Genomic DNA, 23,407 nt, shown 5'->3' with positions numbered 1-23,407 from the left:
CGTGGGTGCTGTGAACCGGCTGTACCGCCGCGCCCGCTTCTTCGTCCGCCGCGTCGTGTCGTTCGACCGCGAGCGCGTCCTGCAGTTCGCCCGTCAGTCGGCCGTGCTGTCGAAGGCGCCGGTCTGGTGGGTCGCGCTCGACATGGCCTGGTGCGCCGTGCGGTACGAGACGACGTTCGAGAACTACTCGGAATGGGATTTCCGCATCCTGCGGGGCCGCGAGCGTCGGACCTACATGACCGACCCGAAGTCCTTCCACCTCTCGCGGCGTCTCAACGACGATTCCGTGCGCGGCGTCTTCGACGACAAGCTGCAGTTCGCCCGGCGCTTCGGCGACGACCTCGGGCGCGCATGGCTCGACGTGACCGCCTCGGACGAGGCGGCCCTGAGCGCATTCCTCGCCGGCCGCGAGCGGGTCATCACCAAGAACCCCGGTGGCGTCGGCGGAAACGGCATCACGATGCGCCACGTCCGCGAGATCGACGACGTCGCGGCGTTGCGCGCTGAGCTGCTCGCGTCGGGCGAGACGCTCGTCGAAGAGGTGCTGGTGCAGCACCCCGAGATGGCGCGGCTCTACCCGGGCAGCGTCAATTCGCTGCGCGTCGTGACGTACCGCGACCCCGACGATGTCGTCCACGTGCTGGCGTCGGTGCTGAAGGTCGGCAACGGGGGAGTCATCGACAACTTCTCCAACGGCGGCATGTACACGATGCTCGACGAGGCCGGGCGCGCGCTGCATCCCGCCAGCGACGAAGAGGGACGGCCCTTCGCGACGCACCCGATCACGGGCGTCGAGATCACCGGCTACCAGGTTCCGCTCTACAGCGAGATCCTCGAGCTCGTCGACCGCCTCGCGCGCCGCGTGCGGGAGATGCCGTACATCGGTTGGGACATCGCCATCACCCCGGAGCGCCCGGTCGTGATCGAGGGCAACCACAACACGGGCGTGTTCCAGTCCAAGCCATCGGTGTCCGGCATCCGTCACGGGCTGCTGCCGCGCTACCGCGCGGCGATGCGGTTCTGACGCCCCGGCACGCCACCGACACAACCCCGGGAGACAACGAGCTATGGGTCGATCACGCGTCCGACTGGGCTACCTCCTCGACCGCGCTCGAAACGTGCGCGTGGGCAACCTGATCGAGTTCGGCCGTCAGGTGCAGAAGGTGTCGAAAGCGCCGCTGCCCGTCATCATCGCCGACATGCTCTGGTGCTCGGTCAAGTACGACATGGGATTCCGCGACTACGCGGTGTGGGACATCCGACTCCTCGACGCGCGCGAGCGCGCCACGTGGATGACGCACCCGAAGTCGTTCCGCATCACCCGCATGCACAACACCCCCGAGGGTCGGGCGAAGCTCGAGGACAAGCGGCGGTTCGCCCGCGAGTACGCCGACCTCCTCGGCCGAGAGACGCTCGACCTGCGCGACGTCGACGACGCCGAGCTCGGCGCATTCCTCGCTCGTCACCCCAAGGTGCTCGCCAAGCCTCTCGACGGACACGGCGGTGGCGGGATCACCCTGCACGAGAACGTGACGGATGCCGCCGCGTTCCGCGCCGACGCCACGGCCGCCGGGCAGTCGATCGTGGACGAGTTCATCGTGCAGCATGCGGAGATGGCGTCGCTGTACCCCGACAGCGTCAACACGGTGCGCATGATCACCTTCCTCACCCCCGAGGGGCAGGTACGCCTCCTGGCCGGCGTGCTGCGCATCGGCAACGGCGACGTCATCGACAACTTCGCCTCGGGCGGCATGTTCACGATGCTCGACGAGCACGGCGTCGCGCTCTACCCCGGCGTGGACAAGAACTCCAACGTGTACCGCGAGCACCCCGTGACCGGAACGCCGATCGTCGGGTTCACCGTTCCGCTGTTCGACCAGGTCCTGGCCCTCACCGAAGCGCTGGCCAAGCGGACGCCCGAGGCGCCGTACGTCGGGTGGGACCTCGCGATCACCCCGAACGGCCCCGTCGTGATCGAGGGCAACCACAACTCGAGTGTCTTCCAGCCCAAGCCCTCGGCCTCCGGGGTGCGCACGGGTCTGCTGCCGGTCTACCAGGCGGCGGTCGGCTTCTGACCCGCAGCGCCGCCGCACGCGGAGCGCACACGAGAGAAGCCCCGAGCATCGAGCTCGGGGCTTCTCTGTCGTTGCGCGGCGGTCAGCCGGCGGCGACGAGCCGTGCGGTCTCGTCGTGCCAGCTCGTGGCCACGGCGCGGAGCTTCTCTTCGTACTTGCGACCGTGGTGGGCGCAGAAGAGCAGCTCGCTGCCGTTGACCTCGGCCGCGATGTAAGCCTGGGCGCCGCACGAGTCGCAGCGATCGGCCGCGGTCAGACGGTGCTCGAGGACGGCGGTGTTCTCTGTGGTGGTAGACGTGGTCATGGGGGTGCCTCCTCGGTCGATCGGGTCGTGCAACTGAGTGCCTTCGATACAACCACGCGCAGCCGGGGGTATGCCCCGTTTGACGCGCATTTCGCTCTACGCGTACGCTTCCCGCCCGCCACATGGCGGGTCCGGCCCCGACGTGTGTGTCCTGCGTCCCGTGTCGGCGCCCACGGATACGCTTGGAGATCGTGACTGCTGAGTATTCCGCCCATCATCTTCAGGTGCTCGAGGGGCTCGAAGCCGTCCGCAAGCGCCCGGGCATGTACATCGGCTCCACCGACTCCCGAGGCCTCATGCACTGCCTCTGGGAGATCATCGACAACTCCGTCGACGAGGCGTTGGGCGGACACGGATCGCGGATCGACATCGTTCTCCACTCCGACGGCAGTGTCGAGGTGCGCGACCGCGCCCGCGGCATCCCCGTCGACGTCGAGCCGCGCACCGGGCTGACCGGCGTCGAGGTCGTCTTCACCAAGCTGCACGCCGGCGGCAAGTTCGGCGGCGGGTCGTACGCCGCGTCGGGTGGTCTGCACGGCGTCGGCGCGTCCGTCGTGAACGCGCTGTCCGAGCGCCTCGACGTCGAGGTCGACCGCGCGGGCAAGACCTACGCGATGTCGTTCCACCGCGGTGAGCCCGGCCTGTTCGCCGGCGATACCCCCGACTCCGGCTTCACCCCGTTCGAGCGCTCGTCCGAGCTGCGCGTCGTGGGCAAGGCACCGCGCGGAACCACGGGCACGCGCATCCGCTACTGGGCCGACCGGCAGATCTTCACGAAGGATGCCGCCTTCCACCTCGACGAGCTCGAGCAGCGGGCGCGTCAGACGGCCTTCCTCGTCCCCGGCCTCGAGATCGTCATCGCCGACGAGCGTGCCGAGGAGCGGGTGGAGACGACGTACCGGTACGACGGCGGCATCTCGGAGTTCGCCGAGTTCCTGGCCCCGGACGCGCCGATCACCGACACCTGGCGCCTGACCGGCTCGGGCACGTTCACCGAGACGGTCCCCGTGCTGCAGGCGAACGGTGCGATGGTGCCGACCGAGGTCGAGCGCTCGTGCGAGGTCGACATCGCGCTGCGGTGGGGGACCAGCTACGAGACGGTCACCCGGTCGTTCGTCAACATCATCGCGACGCCCAAGGGCGGCACACACCAGCAGGGCTTCGAGCAGGGCCTGATGAAGGTCATCCGCGGACAGGTCGAGCAGAACGCACGGCGTCTGAAGGTCGGCAACGACAAGCTCGAGAAGGACGACATCCTGGCCGGCCTCACGGCCGTCCTCACGGTGCGCGTGCCCGAGCCGCAGTTCGAGGGCCAGACGAAGGAGATCCTGGGAACGCCCGCCGTGCGTCAGATCGTCGCGAACGTCGTCACCCGCGAGATGACCGCGCGCTTCACCTCGCCCAAGCGCGACGACAAGGCGCAGACCGGGCAGCTGCTCGAGAAGGTCGTGTCGGAGATGAAGGCGCGCATCTCGGCGCGCACCCACAAGGAGACGCAGCGGCGCAAGACCGCGCTCGAGTCGTCGTCGCTGCCGGCGAAGCTGGCCGACTGCCGGACCAACGATGTCGCCGAATCCGAGCTGTTCATCGTCGAGGGCGACTCGGCGCTCGGCACCGCCAAGCACGCGCGCAACAGCGAGTACCAGGCGCTGCTGCCCATCCGGGGCAAGATCCTCAACGTGCAGAAGGCCTCGGTCAGCGACATGCTCTCGAACGCCGAGTGCGCCGCCATCATCCAGGTGATCGGCGCCGGGTCGGGACGCTCGTTCGACCTCAATGCCGCGCGCTACGGCAAGGTCATCCTCATGAGCGACGCCGACGTCGACGGCGCGCACATCCGTACCCTTCTGCTCACGCTCTTCTTCCGCTACATGCGGCCGCTCATCGAAGAGGGCCGTGTGTTCGCGGCGGTGCCGCCGCTGCACCGCGTCGTCGTGATCAACCCCGGCTCGAAGCCGAACGAGACGATCTACACCTACTCCGAGGCCGAGCTGCATGGCCTGCTGGCGAAGCTGCGGAAGTCCGGGCGCAAGTGGCAGGAGCCGGTGCAGCGTTACAAGGGTCTCGGCGAGATGGACGCCGACCAGCTGGCGACCACGACAATGGATCGCGCGGGTCGGACGCTCCGCCGCGTGCGCGTCGAGGATGCCGATGCGGCCAACGCGGTGTTCGAGCTGCTCATGGGCAACGAGGTCGCGCCGCGCCGGGACTTCATCGTCACCTCGAGCGACCGGCTGTCGCGCGAGGCCATCGACGCCTGACGCGCACGTCGGCCTGACGCGCACGTCGGCCTGACGCGCACGTCGGCCTGACGCGCGCGTCGGCTGACCGCGCGTCAGGCGACGACGGTGCCGATCGCGCCGATGACGCCGTCGAGCGGCTGGCCCGAGGCGTCGCGCTTGGCGCCCCGCTCGGGCAGCGTGCGTGTCGCGCCGTCGGGTCCGACCGCTCGCGGCGCATCGCCGACCCATGCGATGGTGAGCGTGTCTTCACCGCGCAGGAAGCGCTGCGCGCGGACGCCGCCCGTGGCGCGACCCTTCGCGGGGAACTCCGAGAACGCCGAAACCTTGCCGCTGCCGGCGTCGGCGCCGACGAGGGACTGCGTCGAGCCGGCGATCGTCACGACCACGGTCTCTTCCGAGGCCGTGACAGCGGTGAACGCGATGACGCGCTCTCCGTCGGCGACGCGCACGCCCGCCATCCCGCCCGCGGCTCGGCCCTGCGGGCGGACGGAAGCCGCATCGAAGCGCAGCAGCTGGGCGTCGGAGGTGACGAAGACGAGCTCCGCGCCGTCCGCCGCGGGGGCGGCACCCACGACCCGGTCGCCGGGCTTGAGCGCGATGATCTCGGCGTCGGGCTTTCCGGGAGCGAGCTCGGTTGCGCTCACGCGCTTGACGACGCCCTGCGCCGTGCCCAGGGCGATGGGCGGCTCGCCGGTCAGCGGGACGATCGCCACGACATGCTCCTGCGCGGCGAGCCCCAGGTACTGGTCGGCCTTCGTGCCGGCCGCCAGCTGAACGCTGTTGCCCGGGACGGAGGGCAGGTCGACGGGGGAGAAGCGCACGAGGCGGCCGGTGCTCGTGACGGCACCGAGATCACCGCGGACCGTCGCGTCGACGGCCGAGCGGATGGCGTCGTGCTTGCTGCGCCGCGCGGGTGGCACGATGCCGCTGCTGAGCAGGTCCTCGCCCAGCTCGGCGCGCACCATCCGGCCGGTCGCCGAGAGGAACACCCGGCACGGCGCATCCGCGATCTGCAGGTCGACGCCGGCCTTCTTGCCCGAGCGCGCCGTGACGGGACCGCCGTTGAGCAGCAAGGTGCGGCGCGGCGTTCCGTAGGTATCGGAGGCCGCTTCGAGCTCACGCGCCACCTGTGCGCGCAGCAGGATGTCGCTCGCGAGCAGCTCTTCGAGGTGGGCGATCTCGGCCTTCAACTGGTCGCGCTCGGTCTCGAGCTCGATGCGTGAGAACTTCGTCAGGCGGCGCAGCCGCAGCTCCAGGATGTACTCCGCCTGCGGCTGCGACAGGTCGAAGACCTCGATCAGGCGTCCGCGTGCCTGCTCGCCGTCATCGGAGGAGCGGATGACCTGGATGACCTCGTCGATGTCGAGGATCGCGATGAGCAGGCCCTCGACGAGGTGCAGGCGCTCCTGCTTGCGCGCGAGGCGGTAGCGGCTGCGCCGCGTGACGACCTCGAGCCGGTGGTCGAGGTAGACGCGCAGCAGTTCTTTCAGACCGAGGGTCTGCGGCTGCCCGTCGACGAGCGCGACGTTGTTGATGCCGAACGAGTCCTCGAGCGGAGTGAGGCGGTACAGCTGCTCCAGCACCGCGTTCGGGTCGAAGCCCGTCTTGATCGTGATCACCAGACGCAGACCGTGATTGCGGTCGGTGAAGTCCTGGACGTCCGCGATGCCGGTCAGCTTCTTCGCGTTGACGGCGTCCTTGATCTTCTCGATGATCCGCTCGGGACCGACCATGTACGGAAGCTCGGTCACGACGAGGCCGGTGCGGCGCGGTCCGAGCGACTCGACGGACACCTTCGCGCGGGTGCGGAACGTGCCGCGGCCGTTCGTGTAGGCGTCCTTGATGCCGTCGAGGCCGACGATGACGCCGCCGCCGGGCAGGTCGGGGCCGGGGACGAACTCCATGAGCTCGTCGAGGGTCGCGTCGGGGTTCTCGAGCAGGTGCACGGCGGCCGCCACGACCTCGATGAGGTTGTGCGGCGCCATGTTCGTCGCCATGCCGACGGCGATGCCGGTCGTGCCGTTGACCAACAGGTTGGGGTAGGCGGCCGGCAGGACCGCGGGCTGCTGGAACTGCCCGTCGTAGTTGGGGATGAAGTCGACGACATCCTCGTCGAGGTTCTCGGTGAGCGCGAGCGCGGAGGGCGCGAGGCGCGCCTCGGTGTACCGGGCGGCGGCCGGGCCGTCATCGAGCGAACCGAAGTTGCCGTGCCCGTCCACGAGCGGCACCCGCAGCGCGAAGTCCTGCGCCAGGCGCACGAGGGCGTCGTAGATGGCGGAGTCGCCGTGGGGATGCAGCTTTCCCATGACCTCGCCGACGACGCGGGCGCTCTTGACGTGGCCTCGATCGGGACGCAGCCCCATGTCGGCCATCTGGTACAGGATGCGTCGCTGCACGGGCTTGAGACCGTCGCGGGCGTCGGGGAGGGCGCGCGAGTAGATGACCGAGTACGCGTATTCGAGGAACGATCCCTGCATCTCGGCCGACAGGTCGACGTCCTCGATGCGCTCCGGCTGGTCGGGGACGGGGGATGCGGTGCGGGATGCGGCCATGAAGCTGTGCGGACCTCGATCGGGGATTCGGGGGCGGACGCTCGTGTGCGAGACTGTCCGCGATGCCCTCCAGCCTACCGATCGACCCGCCGTCGGCCCGGAGCCTCACCGGTGTGCTGCCGCAGCTGATCGGGTCGCTCTCCGGCACCGGGGACTGGTTCGCGCCGGTGACGTCCGCGATCGTCATCGTCGCCGACGGTCTGGGGCGCGGCAACCTCGCGATGCGCGCCGCGTACGCGCGGTTCCTCACCGAGCGGATGACCAAACGGGATGCCGCCCGTACGGTGTTCCCCGCGACCACGTCGGCCGCGCTGACGAGCCTGTTCACCGGGGCCATGCCCGGGCAGCACGGCATCCTCGGTTACCGCGTCCGGATACCGGGCACCGACCTCGCCCCCAATCAGCTGACGGGCTGGGAGAGCGACGGGCTGGACCCGCTCACGTGGCAGCGCCTGACCCCCATCTTCGAGCGCGAGGCAGCCGCCGGCCGGCCGTGCTTCGTGGTCAGCCGGCCCCAGTACGCCGACACCGGGTTCACGCGCGCGACCGTGCGGGGCGCGCGGTTCGTCGGCGCGAAGAGCGTCGAAGAGCGCCTCGCGCTCGCGGAGGCGCTGGCAGCGCAGCATCCCGGTGCGCTGATCTACGTCTACATCCCGGAGCTCGACGTCATCGGGCATGCGGAGGGGTGGGAGAGTGAGCGGTGGTCGGCGGAGCTCGAGTCCATCGACGCCATGCTGCGTCGATGGGACCGGCAGCTGGGTCCGGGCATCGGCGCCGTCCTCACAGCCGACCACGGCATGGTCGACGTCGCCGCGCACCGACACGTCCTGCTCGAGGCGGGTGACGCGCTCGTCGACGGCGTCGAGATGATCGCGGGCGAGCCTCGGATGCTGCACCTGTACGCCGAGCCGGGAGCTGCGGACGCCGTCGCGGCTCGCTGGCGCGACAGTGAGAGCGAACGCTCATGGGTGCTCTCGCGCGACGAAGCCGTCGCCGCGGGCGTGTTCGGACCGGTGGACACCGACGTGGCGCCGCGCATCGGTGACGTGCTCGTCGCGGCGCGGACTGCGGTGGCGTACTACGACGATCGACTCAGCGACAAGAAGGCGCAACGCATGGTCGGCCAGCACGGGTCGCTCACCGATCAGGAGCGCATCGTCCCGCTCGTGCGCCTGGGCGCCTTCGCCTGACCTGAACCGGCGTCGAGTTCGCCGGCGTCAGGCGTCTTCGCTGCGGGCGCCGAAGACGATCTCGTCCCACGACGGCATCGAGGTGCGGCCGCGGCGACGGGTCTCGGGCTGAGCCGACTCGTCGGTCGCCTCGGGCTGAGGCTCGGGCTCGGGGGCCGGCTCGGGCTCCTGGTAGCCCGGCTCGAGCGCGTCGAACAGGGCGACGGGGGTGCGCTCACGGGTGTCGCTGCGCTCGTCGCTCGGCATGGGCTCGCGCTGCCCGCGCCGACGACGCAGCGCCTCGAGCAGGTCGGCCGTCTCGGACGAGGTCACCACGGGCTCGGGAGCGCGCTTGATCGCGGCATCCTGCGCTGCCGACGCGGCGCCGCGCGGGTTCGTGGGCGACGCCGTCTCGGGGTCCAAGAGGGCGGGATGCCGCGGCCCGAACGCGCCGCTGTCGAAGCGGGAGTCGTCCTTGGGCTGCGGGGTGTCGAGCGCGCGCAGGCGGGGGATCAGGCCTTCGGGCAGCGACCCCTGGCGGGACAGCTGCGTCGCGTCCGAGTTCAGCGGCGATAGCGACGACCGGCGCGGATCGAACGACCACCGGGCGTCGTGCTCGACCTCGCTCACGGTGAACTCGAGCTTGACGACCCAGCCGTCCGCCTCGCGCCAGCTCGTCCATCGTTCGCCGGTCGCGCCGGCCTCGCTCAGCTTGGTGCGCACGGCGGTGCCGAACGTCGGCTGCGCGTCGGGTTCGAGCTCGCCCGCGATGAGCACGGGCACGGCGAGGGCCTGACCGACGATGTGTTCGCGCTCGGCGATGATCGGCCGCTCGTACCGGGTGACGTCCTCGACGCGGACGCCGAGGAGGGTCGCGACGTCTGCCGCGCTCATCCCGGCACGGATGTGCGCCTGGATCTCGCGGGGGCTCGGCCGTGCCGCGCGGGGCTCGTCGGAGGGGCGGGCCGTGCGCAGCTGAGCGCGCAGGGTCTCGTTGACCGGCAGCGCGAAGCGCTCCCCGGACTCGGTGGCGAGGACGAGGATGCCCTCCTCGGTCCCGATGACCTTGAGCTGTTCCATGCGCAGAACCCTCCCAACGGATACGTGTGCCGTCATGGTGTCACAGCGTTCCGAGGACGGCGGGAATATCGCGGGCGCGCCGTCGGTTTCGGGGGTCGAGCCGGCGGATCCCGCCCGATCGCGGAATCGTCTTCCGCGACGTTTTGCGAAAACTGCGCCGGTCATGCAAACTATCGCCGCCCCACTCGGCGCGGCAACCGGCAACACCTGGAAGTAGAGGCCTTTCGACATGGCTACGGATTACGACGCACCCCGCAAGACCGAGGACGACAGTGAGTCGATCGAGGCCCTCAAGGAGCGCGTCCCCGACAAGTCCTCGGGGTCGATCGACAACGAGGACGCCGACAACCCCTCCGGGTTCGAGCTCCCCGGCGCCGATCTGTCCGACCTCGAGCTGGACGTCGTCGTGCTGCCCCCGCAGGAGGACGAGTTCACCTGCATGGAGTGCTTCCTCGTGAAGCACCGCACGCAGATCGACCACGAGACGTCGGTCGGCGCTATCTGCACCGAGTGCGCCGCCTGACGACCACCGACTCTCCGGCCCTCGACGCTTCGGCGTCGGGGGCCGGTGTCGTATTCGGGGTCGGCGCGATCGCGCGGGTCAGCCCCGCGCGCTTCGGATGATCGCGGCGACCCGCTCGGGCGTCCGCGACGAGAAGACCCAGTGGCTCACCGGGTCGTCGGCATCGCGCACCTCCACCCGCACGACGCCGTCGATGCCGCCGCGCAGCAGGTGCCACGAGGACGGCGAGAGGCCGGGGCCACGCGCTTGCCGGGCGTCGTCGCCCGTGAACGTCTCGATGTCGCCGAGGTACGCGAGCTCGATGCGCGCGCGGCCCACCCGCAGCCAGCCGTCCGAGACGGTCACGACCGGCGAAAGCAGAACGAGAGCCGCGACGACGGCCGCCCCGACGACGATGCCGGCGATGAGACCGAGGACGGAGTCGAGCGGCGCGAGCACGAGCGCGACCATCGGGCCGCAGACGGCGGCGCTCACGAGCACCCACAGCGACGGGCTCATCCGCTCGCGATAGCTCGCGTCGGGCAAGGTGGCGGGGGCGGAACTGTGCATTAGCCTCGTGGGGTGACCGAATCCGTGGACGTCCCCATTATCGCTGCAGACGTTCCCGCCTACGCCCACCCGGGCGATGCAGGTGCGGATCTGACGTCTGCCGAGTCGGTGCGCCTCGAGCCCGGGCAGCGCGCCCTCGTGGGCACCGGTGTACGCGTCGCGCTGCCCGAGGGGTACGCGGCGTTCGTGGTGCCGCGCAGCGGCCTGGCCGCGAAGCACGGCATCACCGTGGTGAACTCGCCCGGAACCGTCGACGCGGGCTACCGGGGCGAGATCAAGGTCGCGCTCCTGAACACCGACACCTCCGAGGCCTACGAGATCGCCCCCGGCGACCGCATCGCCCAACTCATCGTCATGCCGGTCACCCGGGCGAGGTTCCTTCCCGTCGACGCGTTGCCCGAAAGCGTGCGCGGCGAAGGCGGCTTCGGCTCCACCGGCTACCAGAAGGCAGGAATCCCCACATGAGCGACGACGTGAAGACCGCGCCCGCCGACCGTGCATCCAACGGACCCTTCGACGAGTCCGAGGCGAATCCGGTCCGCCCCTACATCGACCTGGGCGGCATCAAGGTGCTGCCGCGCGAAGGCCTGAACCTCCGCCTCGAGGTCGAGGAGCAGACCAAGCGCATCGTTGCAGTCGGACTCGACTACGCCGGCTCGACGCTGCAGGTGCAGCCGTTCGCGGCACCGCGCTCGACCGGGCTCTGGGAGGAGACCCGGGAGCAGATCCGGCAGCAGGTGCGCCAGCAGGGCGGCCGGGTCGAGGAGCGCGAGGGCCCGCTCGGGCCGGAGCTTCTCGCCGAGGTCCCCGTCATCGCCGGAGCGGACGGCAGCGGCAAGCGCCTCGCTCGCTTCGTCGGCGTCGACGGCCCGCGCTGGTTCCTGCGCGGCGTCATCGGGGGCGCGGCGACCAGCGACATCGAGGCCGCGGCCCAGGTCGAAGACCTGTTCCGCTCGCTCGTGGTCGTGCGCGGCGGATCTCCCATGCCGCCGCGCGACCTCATCCCGCTGAAGATGCCCGCGACCCCCGGCTCGGCGTGAGCGACGAGGAACGCCCCGCGGCATCCGATCGGCGCCCGAGCGACCTCACTCCTCCGGAGCCATCGGCGTCGGGAGTGCTCGGCGCCGCGCTCGGCGAGGCGGCGCGCAAGGCGGGCTTCGACCCGTCGACGGAGGCCTCCACGGGCGGCGTCGTGTGGCGCGCCATGGGCGGGTTCCGCGGTGTGCTCGAGGCGGTGCTGCCCGGGCTCGTCTTCATCGTCGTCTTCACCTTGACGACCGACCCCGAGACGCGCGAGGCCGACCTGTGGCTCTCGCTCGGCCTGTCCGTCGGTGTCGCGGCGGTCTTCACGCTCATCCGCCTCGTGCAACGGGGTCCTGCCGGCGCCGCGTTCGGCGGGCTCATCGCGACCGCGGTGGCCGCGGGCCTGGCGCTGTGGACGGGGCGTGGCCAGGACAACTTCATCCCCGGGCTGATCACCAACGCCGCCTACGGCACCGCGTTTCTCGTCTCCGCTCTCGTCGGGTGGTCGCTCATCGGTCTCGCCGCCGGGTTCCTCATGAACGAGGGCGTCGCGTGGCGTCGTGACCGACGCAAGCGCCGCGTCTACTTCTGGCTCGCCATCGCCTGGGCCGGCCTCTTCTTCGCCCGGCTCGCCGTGCAGCTGCCGCTCTACTTCGCCAACGAGGTCGCGGCACTGGGCACGCTCAAGCTCGTCATGGGACTGCCCCTGTTCGCGCCGCTCGCGGCGGTCACCTGGCTCGCGGTGCGCACGCTCTACCCGCGCCGCCCCGAGTGATATATTTATCTTGACGTCAAGATAAATTCCCCCCGATCCGACTAAGGGTCGCCTCACTAGATCGACCGGTGCGGCGAGGGGATGATGGGACAGTGCGCGCGAGCGTGCGGCCCGCCGATGAAGGAGAGCAGACGTGTCCACTGTTGACAGCTTCGGAGCCAAGAGCACCCTGACGGTCGGCAGTACCGACTACGAGATCTTCCGGATCGACACGGTCGAAGGCTTCGACCGCCTTCCCTTCAGCCTCAAGGTGCTGCTCGAGAACCTCTTGCGCACCGAGGACGGCGCGAACGTCACGCAGGAGCAGATCCGTGCGCTGGGATCGTGGGACGCGGCCGCCGAGCCCGACACCGAGATCCAGTTCACCCCCGCCCGCGTCGTCATGCAGGACTTCACGGGCGTTCCCTGCATCGTCGACCTCGCCACGATGCGCGAGGCCGTCACGGCGCTCGGGGGAGACCCGAGCCGCATCAACCCGCTCTCTCCGGCCGAGATGGTCATCGACCACTCGGTCATCGCCGACCTCTTCGGCAGCGAGAACGCCCTCGAGCGCAACGTCGAGATCGAGTACGAGCGCAACGGCGAGCGTTACCAGTTCCTGCGCTGGGGCCAGGGCGCCTTCGACGACTTCAAGGTCGTCCCCCCGGGCACCGGCATCGTGCACCAGGTGAACATCGAGCACCTCGCGAAGGTCATCTACGACCGCAACGTCGACGGCGTGCTGCGCGCGTACCCCGACACCTGCGTCGGCACCGACTCGCACACCACGATGGTTAACGGCCTGGGCGTGCTCGGCTGGGGCGTCGGCGGCATCGAGGCCGAGGCGGCGATGCTCGGTCAGCCGGTCTCGATGCTGATCCCGCGTGTCGTGGGCTTCAAGCTCACGGGGGAGATCCCCGCCGGCGTGACCGCGACCGATGTCGTCCTGACCATCACCGACATGCTGCGCAAGCACGGCGTCGTCGGCAAGTTCGTCGAGTTCTACGGCGCCGGCGTCGGCTCCGTGCCGCTCGCGAACCGCGCGACCATCGGCAACATGAGCCCCGAGTTCGGCTCGACCGCGGCGATGTTCCCGATCGACGACGTCACGCTGGACTACCTGCGCCTGACCGGTCGCGACGAGCAGACCGTCGCCCTCGTCGAGGCGTACGCGAAGGAGCAGTCGCTCTGGCACGACCCGGCCAACGAGCCCAGCTACAGCGAGTACATGGAGCTCGACCTGTCGACCGTCGTGCCGTCGATCGCCGGCCCGAAGCGTCCGCAGGACCGCATCCTCCTGTCGGAGTCGAAGCAGCAGTTCGCCAAGGACATCCTCAACTACGCCACGCCCGCCGACGAGGCGGTCGAGGTGGAGGGCACCTTCCCCGCCTCCGACCCCGGCAACTCCCCGGGCGTCGAGCACGAGACGCTCTCCGACGACACGATCTCTCACCAGCACGAGCACGCCCACGCGGGACTGCTCTCGAGCGGCGCGCGTCACGCAGCCTCGAAGCCGGTCAAGGTCACGCAGCCCTCGGGTGACAGCTACCTCCTCGACCACGGCGCGGTGACCCTCGCGGCCATCACCTCGTGCACGAACACGTCGAACCCGTCGGTCATGATCGCGGCGGGCCTGCTGGCTCGCAAGGCGGCCGAGCGCGGCCTGACGCGCAAGCCCTGGGTCAAGACGACGCTCGGCCCCGGCTCGAAGGTCGTCACCGACTACTACGAGAAGTCCGGGCTCGACAAGGACCTCGAGAGCCTCGGCTTCTACACCGTCGGCTACGGCTGCACGATCTGCATCGGCAACTCCGGCCCTCTCATCGAGGAGGTCTCGGAGGCGATCAACGAGAACGACCTCGCCGTCACCGCCGTGCTCTCGGGCAACCGCAACTTCGAGGGCCGCATCAGCCCCGACGTGAAGATGAACTACCTCGCCTCGCCGCCGCTCGTGGTGGCCTATGCCCTCGCCGGCTCGATGAACTTCGACTTCGAGACCGACGCGCTGGGCAAGGACTCCGAGGGAAACGACGTCTTCCTGAAGGACATCTGGCCCGCCACCGACGAGGTGCAGGAGATCATCGACTCGTCGATCTCGCGCGAGCAGTTCATCAAGCAGTACGCCACCGTCTTCGACGGTGACGAGCGCTGGAAGAACCTGCCCACCCCCACCGGCCCGGTCTTCGAGTGGGACCAGGACTCGACGTACGTCCGCAAGGCTCCGTACTTCGACGGCATGCAGATGGAGCTGACCCCGGTCACCGACATCACGGGCGCGCGCGTCATGGCGACGCTCGGCGACTCGGTCACGACCGACCACATCAGCCCGGCGGGCAACATCAAGGCCGGCACGCCCGCCGCGCAGTACCTGACCGAGCACGGCGTCGCGCAGAAGGACTTCAACTCCTACGGCTCGCGTCGCGGCAACCACGAGGTGATGATCCGCGGTACGTTCGCGAACATCCGCCTGAAGAACGAGCTCACCGCGGCGGTCAACGACGGCAAGGTCGTCGAGGGCGGTTACACCCGGGACTTCACGCAGGAGGGCGGTCCGCAGTCGTACATCTACGACGCGAGCCAGAACTACCAGGCCGCGGGCACGCCGCTGGTCATCTTCGGCGGCAAGGAGTACGGCTCGGGCTCGTCGCGCGACTGGGCCGCGAAGGGCACCAACCTCCTCGGCGTCAAGGCCGTCATCACCGAGAGCTTCGAGCGTATCCACCGCTCGAACCTCATCGGCATGGGCGTCGTCCCGCTGCAGTTCCCGGCCGGCGAGAGCTGGAAGTCGCTGGGCCTGGACGGCACCGAGGTCATCTCGATCACGGGCCTCGAGCAGCTCAACGAGGGCGTCACCCCCAAGACGGTGAAGGTCGTCGCCGAGCCGAGCGAGTTCTCGCCCGAGGGCAAGCAGACGATCGAGTTCGACGCGATCGTTCGCATCGACACCCCGGGTGAGGCGGACTACTACCGCAACGGCGGCATCCTGCAGTACGTGCTGCGCTCGCTCGTCTGAGCGAGCCCGCCGCGACAGCGACCGAGAGGCCGGAGCGTCCCGCTCCGGCCTCTCGTGCATCCGGCTGATTAGACTTACCGCCACCGACGGAAGGAGGAGCAGGATGTCGTTGCTCTCCTCGATCTCGCACCCGCGCGACCTCGACGCCCTCTCGATCACCGAGCTCGAGACGCTCGCGAGCGAGATCCGGGCCTTCCTCGTCGAGAACGTCGCGCGCAGCGGCGGTCACCTCGGTCCGAACCTCGGCGTCGTCGAACTCACGCTGGCGATCCACCGCGTGTTCGACTCGCCGAACGACCCGGTGGTCTTCGACACGGGTCATCAGTCGTACGTGCACAAGCTGCTGACCGGGCGTCAGGACTTCTCGCGGCTGCGCTCGCGGGGTGGCCTCGCCGGGTACCCGCAGCGCAGCGAGAGCCCCCACGACGTCGTGGAATCCTCGCACGCATCGAGCTCGCTCAGCTGGGCCGACGGCATCTCGCGCGCCTTCGCGCATACGGGACGCACGGATCGCCACGTCGTGGCCGTCGTCGGCGACGGCTCGCTCACGGGCGGGATGACGTGGGAGGCACTCAACAACATCTCCGACGACAACGACCGCAATCTCGTGATCGTCGTGAACGACAACGGCCGGTCCTACGCACCGACGATCGGCGGCATGGCGCGCTTCCTCAACAAGGTGCGCACCGGCGACACGTACCGCTCGCTGCACGAGGGGTCGGCGTCACTGTTCGGCCGGCTCGGCCCGGCCGCGCGCGCGGTGTATCGGGGCCTTCGCGGCGGCACCCACGGCTTCCTGTCGCGGTTCGCCAACAACGAGGCCCTGTACTCCAACCTCGACATCAAGTACCTCGGGCCTGTCGACGGCCACGATCTCGAGGCCATGATCGAGACGCTGCGCCTGGCGAAGGCGTACGGCGCGCCGGTCATCGTGCACGCCATCACCGAGAAGGGTCGGGGCTTCGAGCCGGCGCGGCTCGACGAGGCGGACCAATTCCACGCGGTCGGCAGAATCGATCCCATCACGGGTCGGCCGGTGGCATCGAGCGCGTCGACGAGCTGGACCGACGTCTTCGCGTCCGAGCTCGTCGCGGCCGGCGAGCAGCGATCCGACGTCGTCGCGATCACCGCGGCGATGCTGCGACCGACGGGTCTGCTGCCGTTCGCGCAGCGCTTCCCCGAGCGCGTGCTCGATGTGGGCATCGCCGAGCAGCACGCGGCAGCGGCATCCGCGGGTCTTGCCTTCGGCGGACTGCACCCGGTCGTGGCGATCTACGCGACCTTCATGAACCGGGCGTTCGACCAGGTGCTGATGGATGTCGCGCTGCATCGTGCCGGCGTCACGTTCGTGCTCGACCGCGCCGGGGTGACCGGGCCGGACGGCCCGAGCCACCACGGCATCTGGGATCTCGCGATGCTCCAGCTCGTGCCGAATATCCGCATTGCGGCTCCGCGTGACGGGGAGCGTCTGCGCGAGGTCTTCCGCGAGGCGCTCGACGTCGAGGACGCCCCGACGGTCGTCCGCTACCCGAAGGGGAGCGTCGGAGCCGAGCTGCCGGCCCTTGAGCGACGCGCCGACGGCACCGACGTGCTCGTGCGCGGCGAATCGGACGACGTGCTGATCGTAGGAATTGGCCCCATGGCGCGTCTCGCCCTCGATGTCGCCGACCGCCTGCGCGCGCAGGGGATCGGTGCCACCGTCATCGACCCCCGGTGGGTCGTGCCGGTCGCGCCGTCCGTCGTCGAGCTCGCCGCGAGCCACCGGCTCGTCATCACGATCGAGGACGGCATCCGCGTCGGCGGCATCGGTACCCGCATCCGCCAGGTGCTCCGCGAGGCGGGCATCGACACGGCCGTCGACGAGCTCGGTCTGCCCGACGCCTTCATCGATCATGCCGAGCGCGACGAGATCCTCGAGGATGCCGGGCTCACGGCGGCGAAGATCGCCCACGACGTCGTGTCGCAGGTGCTGGGCACGCGAATCCCGATCGCTCGACCGCACACCGGGGCCGAACCGGACTGGGTGGATGCCGCCGACGCGCCGGTCCGCTCGGAGGCGACCGACGGTGAGCCTCAGGCCCGCGGTCGCTGACGCCGACGCGGATCCGGGTCGATGACGCGGTAGCGGTCGTCGAGGTCGTCTTCGACCGCCGCGTCCGCGTCACCCGGCGACGTCGGCGGTGCGAACGCGGCGGGCACGGCCCGCTTCGCCGTAGCGAACCAGGCGTTCGCGAGACCGAACGCGGTCACCGGCACGTTGACGAGGAACATCCACCACGATGCGGAGAGCGCAGCGAGGTCTGCTGTCGCGGTGGTCAGGATGTAGCCGGCGGTGACCACGACCGCGAGCAGCGCGCCGTAGGCGGCGAACGCCGTGACATGCAGGCGCACCCGAGAGGAGGTGCGCAGCCGCCGGCCGATCGCGTAGGCGCCGGGCGCTCCCACCACGATCGCGACCGCCGACGACGGGAGGATGACGAACGTCGCGACGATGCCGACCCCGATGGTAGCCGTAGCCCACACCGCGATGAGCAGCAGCGTGGTGCGCAGCCACGCGCGCCCCGCACCGCGCAGGAACTCAGCCCGGGTGAACGCGAACGGCTCGTCGTCGGTGCGCGGCGACCCCGACGGGGCCAGCGGCTGCGGAGTCGCGGTGGTCACGACCGCGCCTCGGCGATCAGATCGAGCAGCTCGCGCAGCGGCCGGCGCAGCAACGGCAGGCGGGCGAGCGGCAGTGCCAGGGCGAGGAGGCCGAGCCCCTTGTCGAGCAGACGGCGGGTCCGAGCCTGACCGGGGGAGTCGTCGTAGACCCAGTACATCGCCAACAGGAGGTGCGCCAGCACGAGAGCGCTCGGGAGGGCGGTGGCGATGTCGGCGGGGAGCTTGTGGTCGGCGCCCGCGATCGCCTCGCGGAAGAGGTCCTCCACGACGGCGAGCGCGGCGTTCGACTCGGGCGAGAGCGGGTTGATGGACGAGCGGGGTGAGACCGCCGCGGTCAGGAACTCGGGCGCGTGCTCGTGCGTGGGCGTGAGCTGATCCAGCCCGGTGTGGAAGACCGCCGCCAGTCGCTCGCCGAGGTCCCGCGTCTCAGCGAGGCGCGGGGTGGCGGCATCCCGGTGCGCGTGCTGCACCTGGAGATAGAACTCCTGCACGAGCTCGTTCTTCGAGGCGAAGTGGTAGTTGGTCGTCCCGACCGACACCCCCGCCTCGGCGGCGATGTGGCGGATCGTCGTGGCGTCGTAGCCTCGCTCGCGGAAGGAGCGCAGGGCGGTCGCGACGATGACGGCGCGCGTGCGGTCTCGTTTGGAGCCCTCGGGCCGATCAGCACTGAACATGTTCAGATAGTACGACGCCCCGCGGTCGACAGCCAGCCGCACGAGCCGGGCATGGAAGCATGAGGGGATGACCGACGACAACCTCACGCGCTCCGACGCACAGCGGCGCGCCGCCGACCTCCGCGTGCGGACCATCGACGTGGCACTCGACCTGCGCGATGCCCCGGCGCTCGATGTGAACACCTTCGCCACCCGTGCGACGCTCGCGTTCGACGCGGCGGCCGGCGGCGAGACCTGGATCGACTTCCTCGGCGCGTCCGTGGACGCGGTGACCGTCAACGGCGAGTCCCGCGCGGTCGAGTGGGACGGCGCTCGGATCCGCATCGCCGAGCTCGCCGACACCAACGTCGTGACGATCGCGGCCCGAGGCGTGTACAGCCGATCCGGTGAAGGCCTGCATCGCTTCGTCGACCCGGTGGACGACGCCGTCTATCTGTACACGCAGTACGAGCCCGCCGACGCCCGACGCGTGTACCCCTGTTTCGAGCAGCCCGACCTCAAGGCTCGTTGGCGGATGCGGGTGAGCGCGCCGACCGGTTGGCAGGTGCTCTCCAACGGCGCCGAGGCGCGACGCCACGAGGTCGAGGGGGGAGTGGAGGTCGAGTTCGCCGAGACCCGGCCCATCTCGAGCTACATCACCGCCGTGGCCGCCGGGCCGTACCACCGCGTCGACGCCCGGTGGCCGGGACCGGAGGGCGACGTCGCGCTCGGTGTCCTGTGCCGTGCGTCGCTGGCTGCCCACCTCGACGCCGACGAGATCGTCGACGTCACCCGACGCGGACTCACGTTCTTCTCCGACGCGTTCGGGCTCGTCTACCCCTGGGGCAAGTACGACCAGATCTTCGTGCCCGAGTACAACCTGGGCGCGATGGAGAACCCGGGCCTCGTCACCTTCACGGAGGCGTACGTCTTCCGCGGTGCGTCGACCACCGCCCAGCACGAGGCGCGCGCCAACACGATCCTCCACGAGATGGCGCACATGTGGTTCGGCGATCTCGTGACCATGCGGTGGTGGGACGACCTGTGGCTCAAGGAGTCCTTCGCCGACTTCATGGGATCGCACGCCTCGGTCGCGACGGGGCTCTACCCCGACGCGTGGGTGAGCTTCGCGAGTCGTCGCAAGGGGTGGGCGTACGAGCAGGACCAACTGCCCACGACGCACCCCATCGTGGCCGACATCCCCGATCTGCAGGCGGCGAAACTGAACTTCGACGGAATCACCTATGCCAAGGGGGCGTCGGTGCTGAAGCAGTTGGTCGCCTACGTCGGCGAGGACGCGTTCTTCGCGGGCACGCGCCGGTATTTCGCCGATCACGCGTACGGGAACACCACGCTCGACGACCTCCTGCGCGCGCTCGAGCAGGAGTCCGGCCGTGACCTGCGCGACTGGAGCCGTGCGTGGCTGCTGACGACGGGCATGTCGGAGCTGTCGGTCGAACGCGGCGCGGGCGGCCCGGCGACCATCGTGCAGACCGACCCGCGTCCGCACCGTGTGACGATCGGTCGTTACCGCGAGGCCGACGGCCGCATCCAGCGGGAGGACGGCCTCGAGGTCGATCTCGCGGATGCCCGCACCGCGCTGCCCGGCGACGCCGACGGCATCCTCGTCATCCCGAACGACGACGACCGGACGTACGCCAAGGTGCGCCTCGACGACGCCACGACCGAGGCACTCGAGCGGTCGCTGTCGACCCTCGCCGACCCGCTCGCGCGGTCGGTCGTGTGGGCGGCGCTGTGGAACGCGGTCCGGGACGGCGTGCTCGGCGCCGAACGCTACCTCCGGATTGTCGGCCGCCACGCTCGCGGCGAATCGCACGTGGGTCTGCTCGGCGACGCCTTGTCGCACGCGAACTATGCGATCGCGCACTACGCGCACCCCGAGCGGCGCCCGTCCCTCGCGGCCGCGTGGCTCGAGACGGCGTGGGACGCCGTGTTCTCGGTCGCACCGGGCAGCGATGCGCAGCTCGTGTGGGCGCGGACGGTCGGTGTCGCCGCGGCCGCCGACGGCGGGCGCGCCACCGCTCTGCGCGGGTTGCTCGACGGGGACCGCGACGCTCCGAATGGGCTCGTGCTCGACGCCGACCTCCGTTGGAGCTGGGTGTTCGCGCTCGCGGCCACGGGGGCGGCGACCGTCTCTGACATCGACGCCGAGCTGACCCGGGACGACACGGCGAAAGGGCGGACGGCGCACCGGGCGGCTCTCGCCGCGCGACCGGATGCTGCGATCCGGCGAGACGCGTGGATGGCCGCCTGGACAGATGAGACGCTGTCGAACGACGAGCTCGACGCGACGATCGCGGGGGTGCGGGCCGGCGGGCGCCGCGACCTCGTGGCGACCCTCGACGCCGACTACTTCTCACGCATCGAGACGGTGTGGCGATCCCGCAGCATCGAGATGGCCCGGCGGCTCGTGCGCGGGCTGTTCCCCGCCGGCGACGACCTCACCGCATCGACGCAGTGGCTCGAAGCGCACGCGGATGCACCCGCGGCGCTGCGCCGCGTCGTCATCGAGCAGCGCGACATGCTCGCGCGGGATCTGCGCGTGCAGCGTGCCGCGGGCGACGCGGCCTGAGCGTCGCCCGCGATGACGAAGAGCCCCGCGGCGCACAGGCCGCGGGGCTCTCCGCTCGAGGAATCGGTCAGCGGTGCGCGATACCGCGGATCGGGGGGTGGTGGAAGGTGTCGCCGAACGCGCGCTCCGATGCGCCCTCGCGGTCGAGGTAGGGCGAGGCGCCGCCGTCGATGAACGGCCACCCGGCGCCGAGGATGAGGCACAGGTCGATGTCCTCCACCTCGGGCACGACGCCCTCGTCGAGCATGAGCTTGATCTCCTGCGCGAGGCCGTCCTGGACCCGGCGGAGGATCGTGTCGGCCGAGGCGGGGGTCTTGCCCGTCGCCTTCTTCGCGATCTTCTCCGCTGCCTTCGTGAAGCCGGTGACGCGGCCGCCCTTGTCCTTCTCGACGACCTCGGGCAGTTCAGCGAGCTGGTGGAAGTTCTCGTTCGCGTAGAACCGCTCGGGGAACGCCGACGTCATCGTGTCCTGGACGTGCGCCGCGACCTTCCACCCGACGAGATCGATGAGCTGGAACGGTCCCATGGGCAGTCCCAGCGGCGCGAACGCTCGCTCCACATCGGCGACGGGGGTGCCCTCGTAAACAGCCCGAGCCGCCTCGCCCATGACCTTCGCCAACAGGCGGTTGACGACGAAGCCGGGTGCGTCGGCCGTGAGCACGGCGTTCTTGCCGAGACCCTTCGCGACCACGAAGGCGGTCGAGAGAGCGGCATCCGTCGTCTGCGGAGTGCGCACGATCTCGATGAGCGGCATGACCGCCACCGGGTTGAAGAAATGGAACCCGACGAGGCGCTCGGGGTGGGCGAGCTTCGCCCCGATCTCTTCGACCGAGAGCGACGAGGTGTTGGTCGCAAGGATCGCGTCGTCGGCGACGATCCCCTCGATCTCGCCGAAGACCTGCTGCTTGACGCCGACCTCTTCGAAGACGGCCTCGATCACGAAGTCGCAATCGGCGTACTCGGCCTTGTCGACGGTGCCGTGCACGAGCGAGCGCAGCTTGCCCGCGGTGTCGGAGTCGAGCCGGCCCTTCGCTTCGAGCTTGCCGATCTCCTCGTGGATGTAAGCGATGCCCTTGTCGACCCGCGCCTGATCGAGGTCGGTGATCAGCACCGGCACCTGCAGCTTGCGCACGAACAGCAGCGCGAACTGGCTGGCCATGAGGCCGGCGCCGATGATCCCGACCTTCGTGACCTTCTTGGCGAGGGACTTGTCGGGAGCGCCGACGGGGCGCTTCGCCCGCTTCTGCACCAGATCGAAGGCGTACATCGACGCGGCGAACTGGTCGCCCGAGATGAGCTCCGCGAGCGCGTCGTCCTCGCGGGCGAAGCCCTCGTCGCGGCTGCCGCTTCGGGCTTTGTCGAGCAGATCGAGCGCGATGTACGGCGCGCGCGGCACCGTGCCGATCTTCGACTCGAGCATGCCGCGGGCGACCTTGATCGCGATGGGCCACTTGGTGAGCCGCTCGATGCGTCCGGGTTCGTTCCTGCGGTCGACCTTGACGGCGCCGCCGAGCACGCCGTCCGCCCAGCGCAGCGAGTCCTCGAGGTAGCTGACGGCCGGGAAGATCGCATCCATGATGCCCAGGTCGAACGCCTGCTGCGGCTTGAGGACGCGGTTCTGCTTCAGCGGGTTGCTGATCACCACCTCCAGGGCGTTCTCGATGCCGATGAGGTTCGGCAGCAGATACGCGCCACCCCAGCCCGGGATGAGGCCGAGGAAGACCTCGGGCAGCGCGATCGCCGCTGCGGAGGAGTCGACCGTGCGGTACGTGCTGTTCAACGCGATCTCGAGGCCGCCGCCGAGGGCGAGGCCGTTGACGAACGCGAACGAGGGGACGCCGAGTGTCGACAGCCGGCCGAGCACCTGGTGTCCGCGCTGGGCGACGAGCCTCGCGATCTCGGGCGAGGGCAGGCGCGACACGTCCGACAGGTCGGCGCCGGCGGCGAGGATGTACTTCTTCCCCGTGATGCCGACCGCGTCGATCTCGCCGGCGCGGCCCCGCGCGGCGAGGGTGTCGAGCACGCCCCCGAGCTCGGCGAGCGTCGCGGGTCCGAGCGTGTTGGGGCGGGTGTGATCCCGCCCGTTGTCGAGCGTGATGAGAGCGAGCGTGCGTCCCGACGCGAGACGGATGTCGCGCACCAGCGCGTGCGTCACCACCTCGTCGCCGGTCAGCGCGTCGAGCGGGGAGAAGTCGATGTCGTCGTAGCTCATGTC

General features: G+C 70.1%; 18 protein-coding genes. 11 read left to right on the top strand and 7 right to left on the bottom strand.

Features of this window, described 5'->3' with window-relative positions:
- The first annotated feature begins 1 nt into the window (after position 1).
- Entirely contained in the window at positions 2–1,024 is a 1,023-nt protein-coding gene (locus PUW82_RS11035) for a sugar-transfer associated ATP-grasp domain-containing protein (protein ID WP_274222330.1), read from the top strand.
- 43 nt (positions 1,025–1,067) lie between these two features.
- Entirely contained in the window at positions 1,068–2,075 is a 1,008-nt protein-coding gene (locus PUW82_RS11030) for a sugar-transfer associated ATP-grasp domain-containing protein (RefSeq protein WP_274222329.1), read from the top strand.
- Positions 2,076–2,157: 82 nt separating this feature from the next.
- Here PUW82_RS11030 and PUW82_RS11025 read toward each other — a convergent pair whose 3' ends face one another.
- The gene (locus PUW82_RS11025) at positions 2,158–2,379 is read right to left on the bottom strand and encodes a DUF7455 domain-containing protein (protein ID WP_274222328.1); all 222 of its coding nucleotides are present in this window, start codon (positions 2,377–2,379) and stop codon (positions 2,158–2,160) included.
- A 191-nt stretch (positions 2,380–2,570) separates the two neighbouring features.
- On the opposite strand from PUW82_RS11025, the gene PUW82_RS11020 reads away from it, so the two are divergent.
- Complete coding sequence (locus tag PUW82_RS11020; protein ID WP_274222327.1) at positions 2,571–4,640, top strand: DNA gyrase/topoisomerase IV subunit B; 2,070 nt, start codon at positions 2,571–2,573, stop codon at positions 4,638–4,640.
- A 74-nt stretch (positions 4,641–4,714) separates the two neighbouring features.
- Here PUW82_RS11020 and PUW82_RS11015 read toward each other — a convergent pair whose 3' ends face one another.
- Positions 4,715–7,174, bottom strand: a complete 2,460-nt coding sequence (locus PUW82_RS11015) for a DNA gyrase/topoisomerase IV subunit A (protein WP_274222326.1) — start codon at positions 7,172–7,174, stop codon at positions 4,715–4,717.
- A gap of 62 nt (positions 7,175–7,236) precedes the next feature.
- Here PUW82_RS11015 and PUW82_RS11010 point away from each other — a divergent pair, with 62 nt between their 5' ends.
- A complete protein-coding gene (locus PUW82_RS11010) occupies positions 7,237–8,364 on the top strand; it encodes an alkaline phosphatase family protein (RefSeq protein WP_274222325.1) in 1,128 nt (375 codons plus the stop codon).
- Positions 8,365–8,391: 27 nt separating this feature from the next.
- On the opposite strand, the gene sepH is transcribed toward PUW82_RS11010, so the two are convergent.
- Complete coding sequence (sepH, locus tag PUW82_RS11005) at positions 8,392–9,423, bottom strand: septation protein SepH (RefSeq protein WP_274222324.1); 1,032 nt, start codon at positions 9,421–9,423, stop codon at positions 8,392–8,394.
- Positions 9,424–9,652: 229 nt separating this feature from the next.
- Between sepH and PUW82_RS11000 the strand changes: the two genes are divergently transcribed.
- Positions 9,653–9,946, top strand: coding sequence for a DUF4193 domain-containing protein (locus tag PUW82_RS11000; RefSeq protein ID WP_091499152.1), 294 nt, complete (start codon positions 9,653–9,655; stop codon positions 9,944–9,946).
- Between the two features lie 78 nt (positions 9,947–10,024).
- On the opposite strand, the gene PUW82_RS10995 is transcribed toward PUW82_RS11000, so the two are convergent.
- Entirely contained in the window at positions 10,025–10,495 is a 471-nt protein-coding gene (locus tag PUW82_RS10995) for a DUF3093 domain-containing protein (protein ID WP_274222323.1), read from the bottom strand.
- 12 nt (positions 10,496–10,507) lie between these two features.
- Between PUW82_RS10995 and dut the strand changes: the two genes are divergently transcribed.
- From dut to dxs, 5 genes are all read left to right on the top strand, one after another.
- Entirely contained in the window at positions 10,508–10,960 is a 453-nt protein-coding gene (gene dut / locus PUW82_RS10990) for a dUTP diphosphatase (protein ID WP_210004996.1), read from the top strand.
- Positions 10,957–11,535, top strand: coding sequence for a DUF3710 domain-containing protein (locus tag PUW82_RS10985; RefSeq protein ID WP_274222322.1), 579 nt, complete (start codon positions 10,957–10,959; stop codon positions 11,533–11,535). Before dut ends, PUW82_RS10985 begins: the two co-directional genes overlap by 4 nt.
- Entirely contained in the window at positions 11,532–12,293 is a 762-nt protein-coding gene (locus PUW82_RS10980) for a DUF3159 domain-containing protein (protein ID WP_274222321.1), read from the top strand. Before PUW82_RS10985 ends, PUW82_RS10980 begins: the two co-directional genes overlap by 4 nt.
- A gap of 133 nt (positions 12,294–12,426) precedes the next feature.
- Entirely contained in the window at positions 12,427–15,285 is a 2,859-nt protein-coding gene (locus tag PUW82_RS10975) for an aconitate hydratase (RefSeq protein WP_274222320.1), read from the top strand.
- A 103-nt stretch (positions 15,286–15,388) separates the two neighbouring features.
- Positions 15,389–17,377, top strand: a complete 1,989-nt coding sequence (dxs, locus tag PUW82_RS10970) for a 1-deoxy-D-xylulose-5-phosphate synthase (RefSeq protein ID WP_274222319.1) — start codon at positions 15,389–15,391, stop codon at positions 17,375–17,377.
- Here the strand turns inward: dxs and PUW82_RS10965 are convergent.
- Together PUW82_RS10965 and PUW82_RS10960 are read right to left on the bottom strand one after the other, a co-directional pair.
- Positions 17,359–17,946, bottom strand: a complete 588-nt coding sequence (locus PUW82_RS10965; protein WP_274222318.1) for a hypothetical protein — start codon at positions 17,944–17,946, stop codon at positions 17,359–17,361. The two genes, dxs and PUW82_RS10965, sit on opposite strands and share 19 nt — an antisense overlap.
- Positions 17,943–18,620 (bottom strand): TetR/AcrR family transcriptional regulator, encoded by a 678-nt coding sequence (locus PUW82_RS10960; protein WP_274222317.1) that lies wholly within the window; start codon positions 18,618–18,620, stop codon positions 17,943–17,945. Before PUW82_RS10960 ends, PUW82_RS10965 begins: the two co-directional genes overlap by 4 nt.
- Positions 18,621–18,687: 67 nt before the next feature.
- Here PUW82_RS10960 and pepN point away from each other — a divergent pair, with 67 nt between their 5' ends.
- On the top strand, positions 18,688–21,192 hold the full coding sequence (pepN, locus tag PUW82_RS10955; RefSeq protein ID WP_274222316.1) for an aminopeptidase N: 2,505 nt from the start codon (positions 18,688–18,690) through the stop codon (positions 21,190–21,192).
- Positions 21,193–21,259: 67 nt separating this feature from the next.
- Here the strand turns inward: pepN and PUW82_RS10950 are convergent, their stop codons facing one another.
- Positions 21,260–23,404 carry a 3-hydroxyacyl-CoA dehydrogenase NAD-binding domain-containing protein gene (locus PUW82_RS10950; RefSeq protein ID WP_274222315.1) on the bottom strand — a complete coding sequence of 715 codons (2,145 nt, stop codon included), beginning with the start codon at positions 23,402–23,404 and terminating at the stop codon, positions 21,260–21,262.
- Between the last annotated feature and the right edge of the window lie 3 nt (positions 23,405–23,407).

The sequence above is a fragment of the Microbacterium thalli genome, assembly GCF_028737325.1.
GTDB lineage: Bacteria > Actinomycetota > Actinomycetes > Actinomycetales > Microbacteriaceae > Microbacterium > Microbacterium thalli.
Note: the sequence above shows the minus strand (reverse complement) of the source record. Positions and strands in the feature narration are given on the sequence as shown.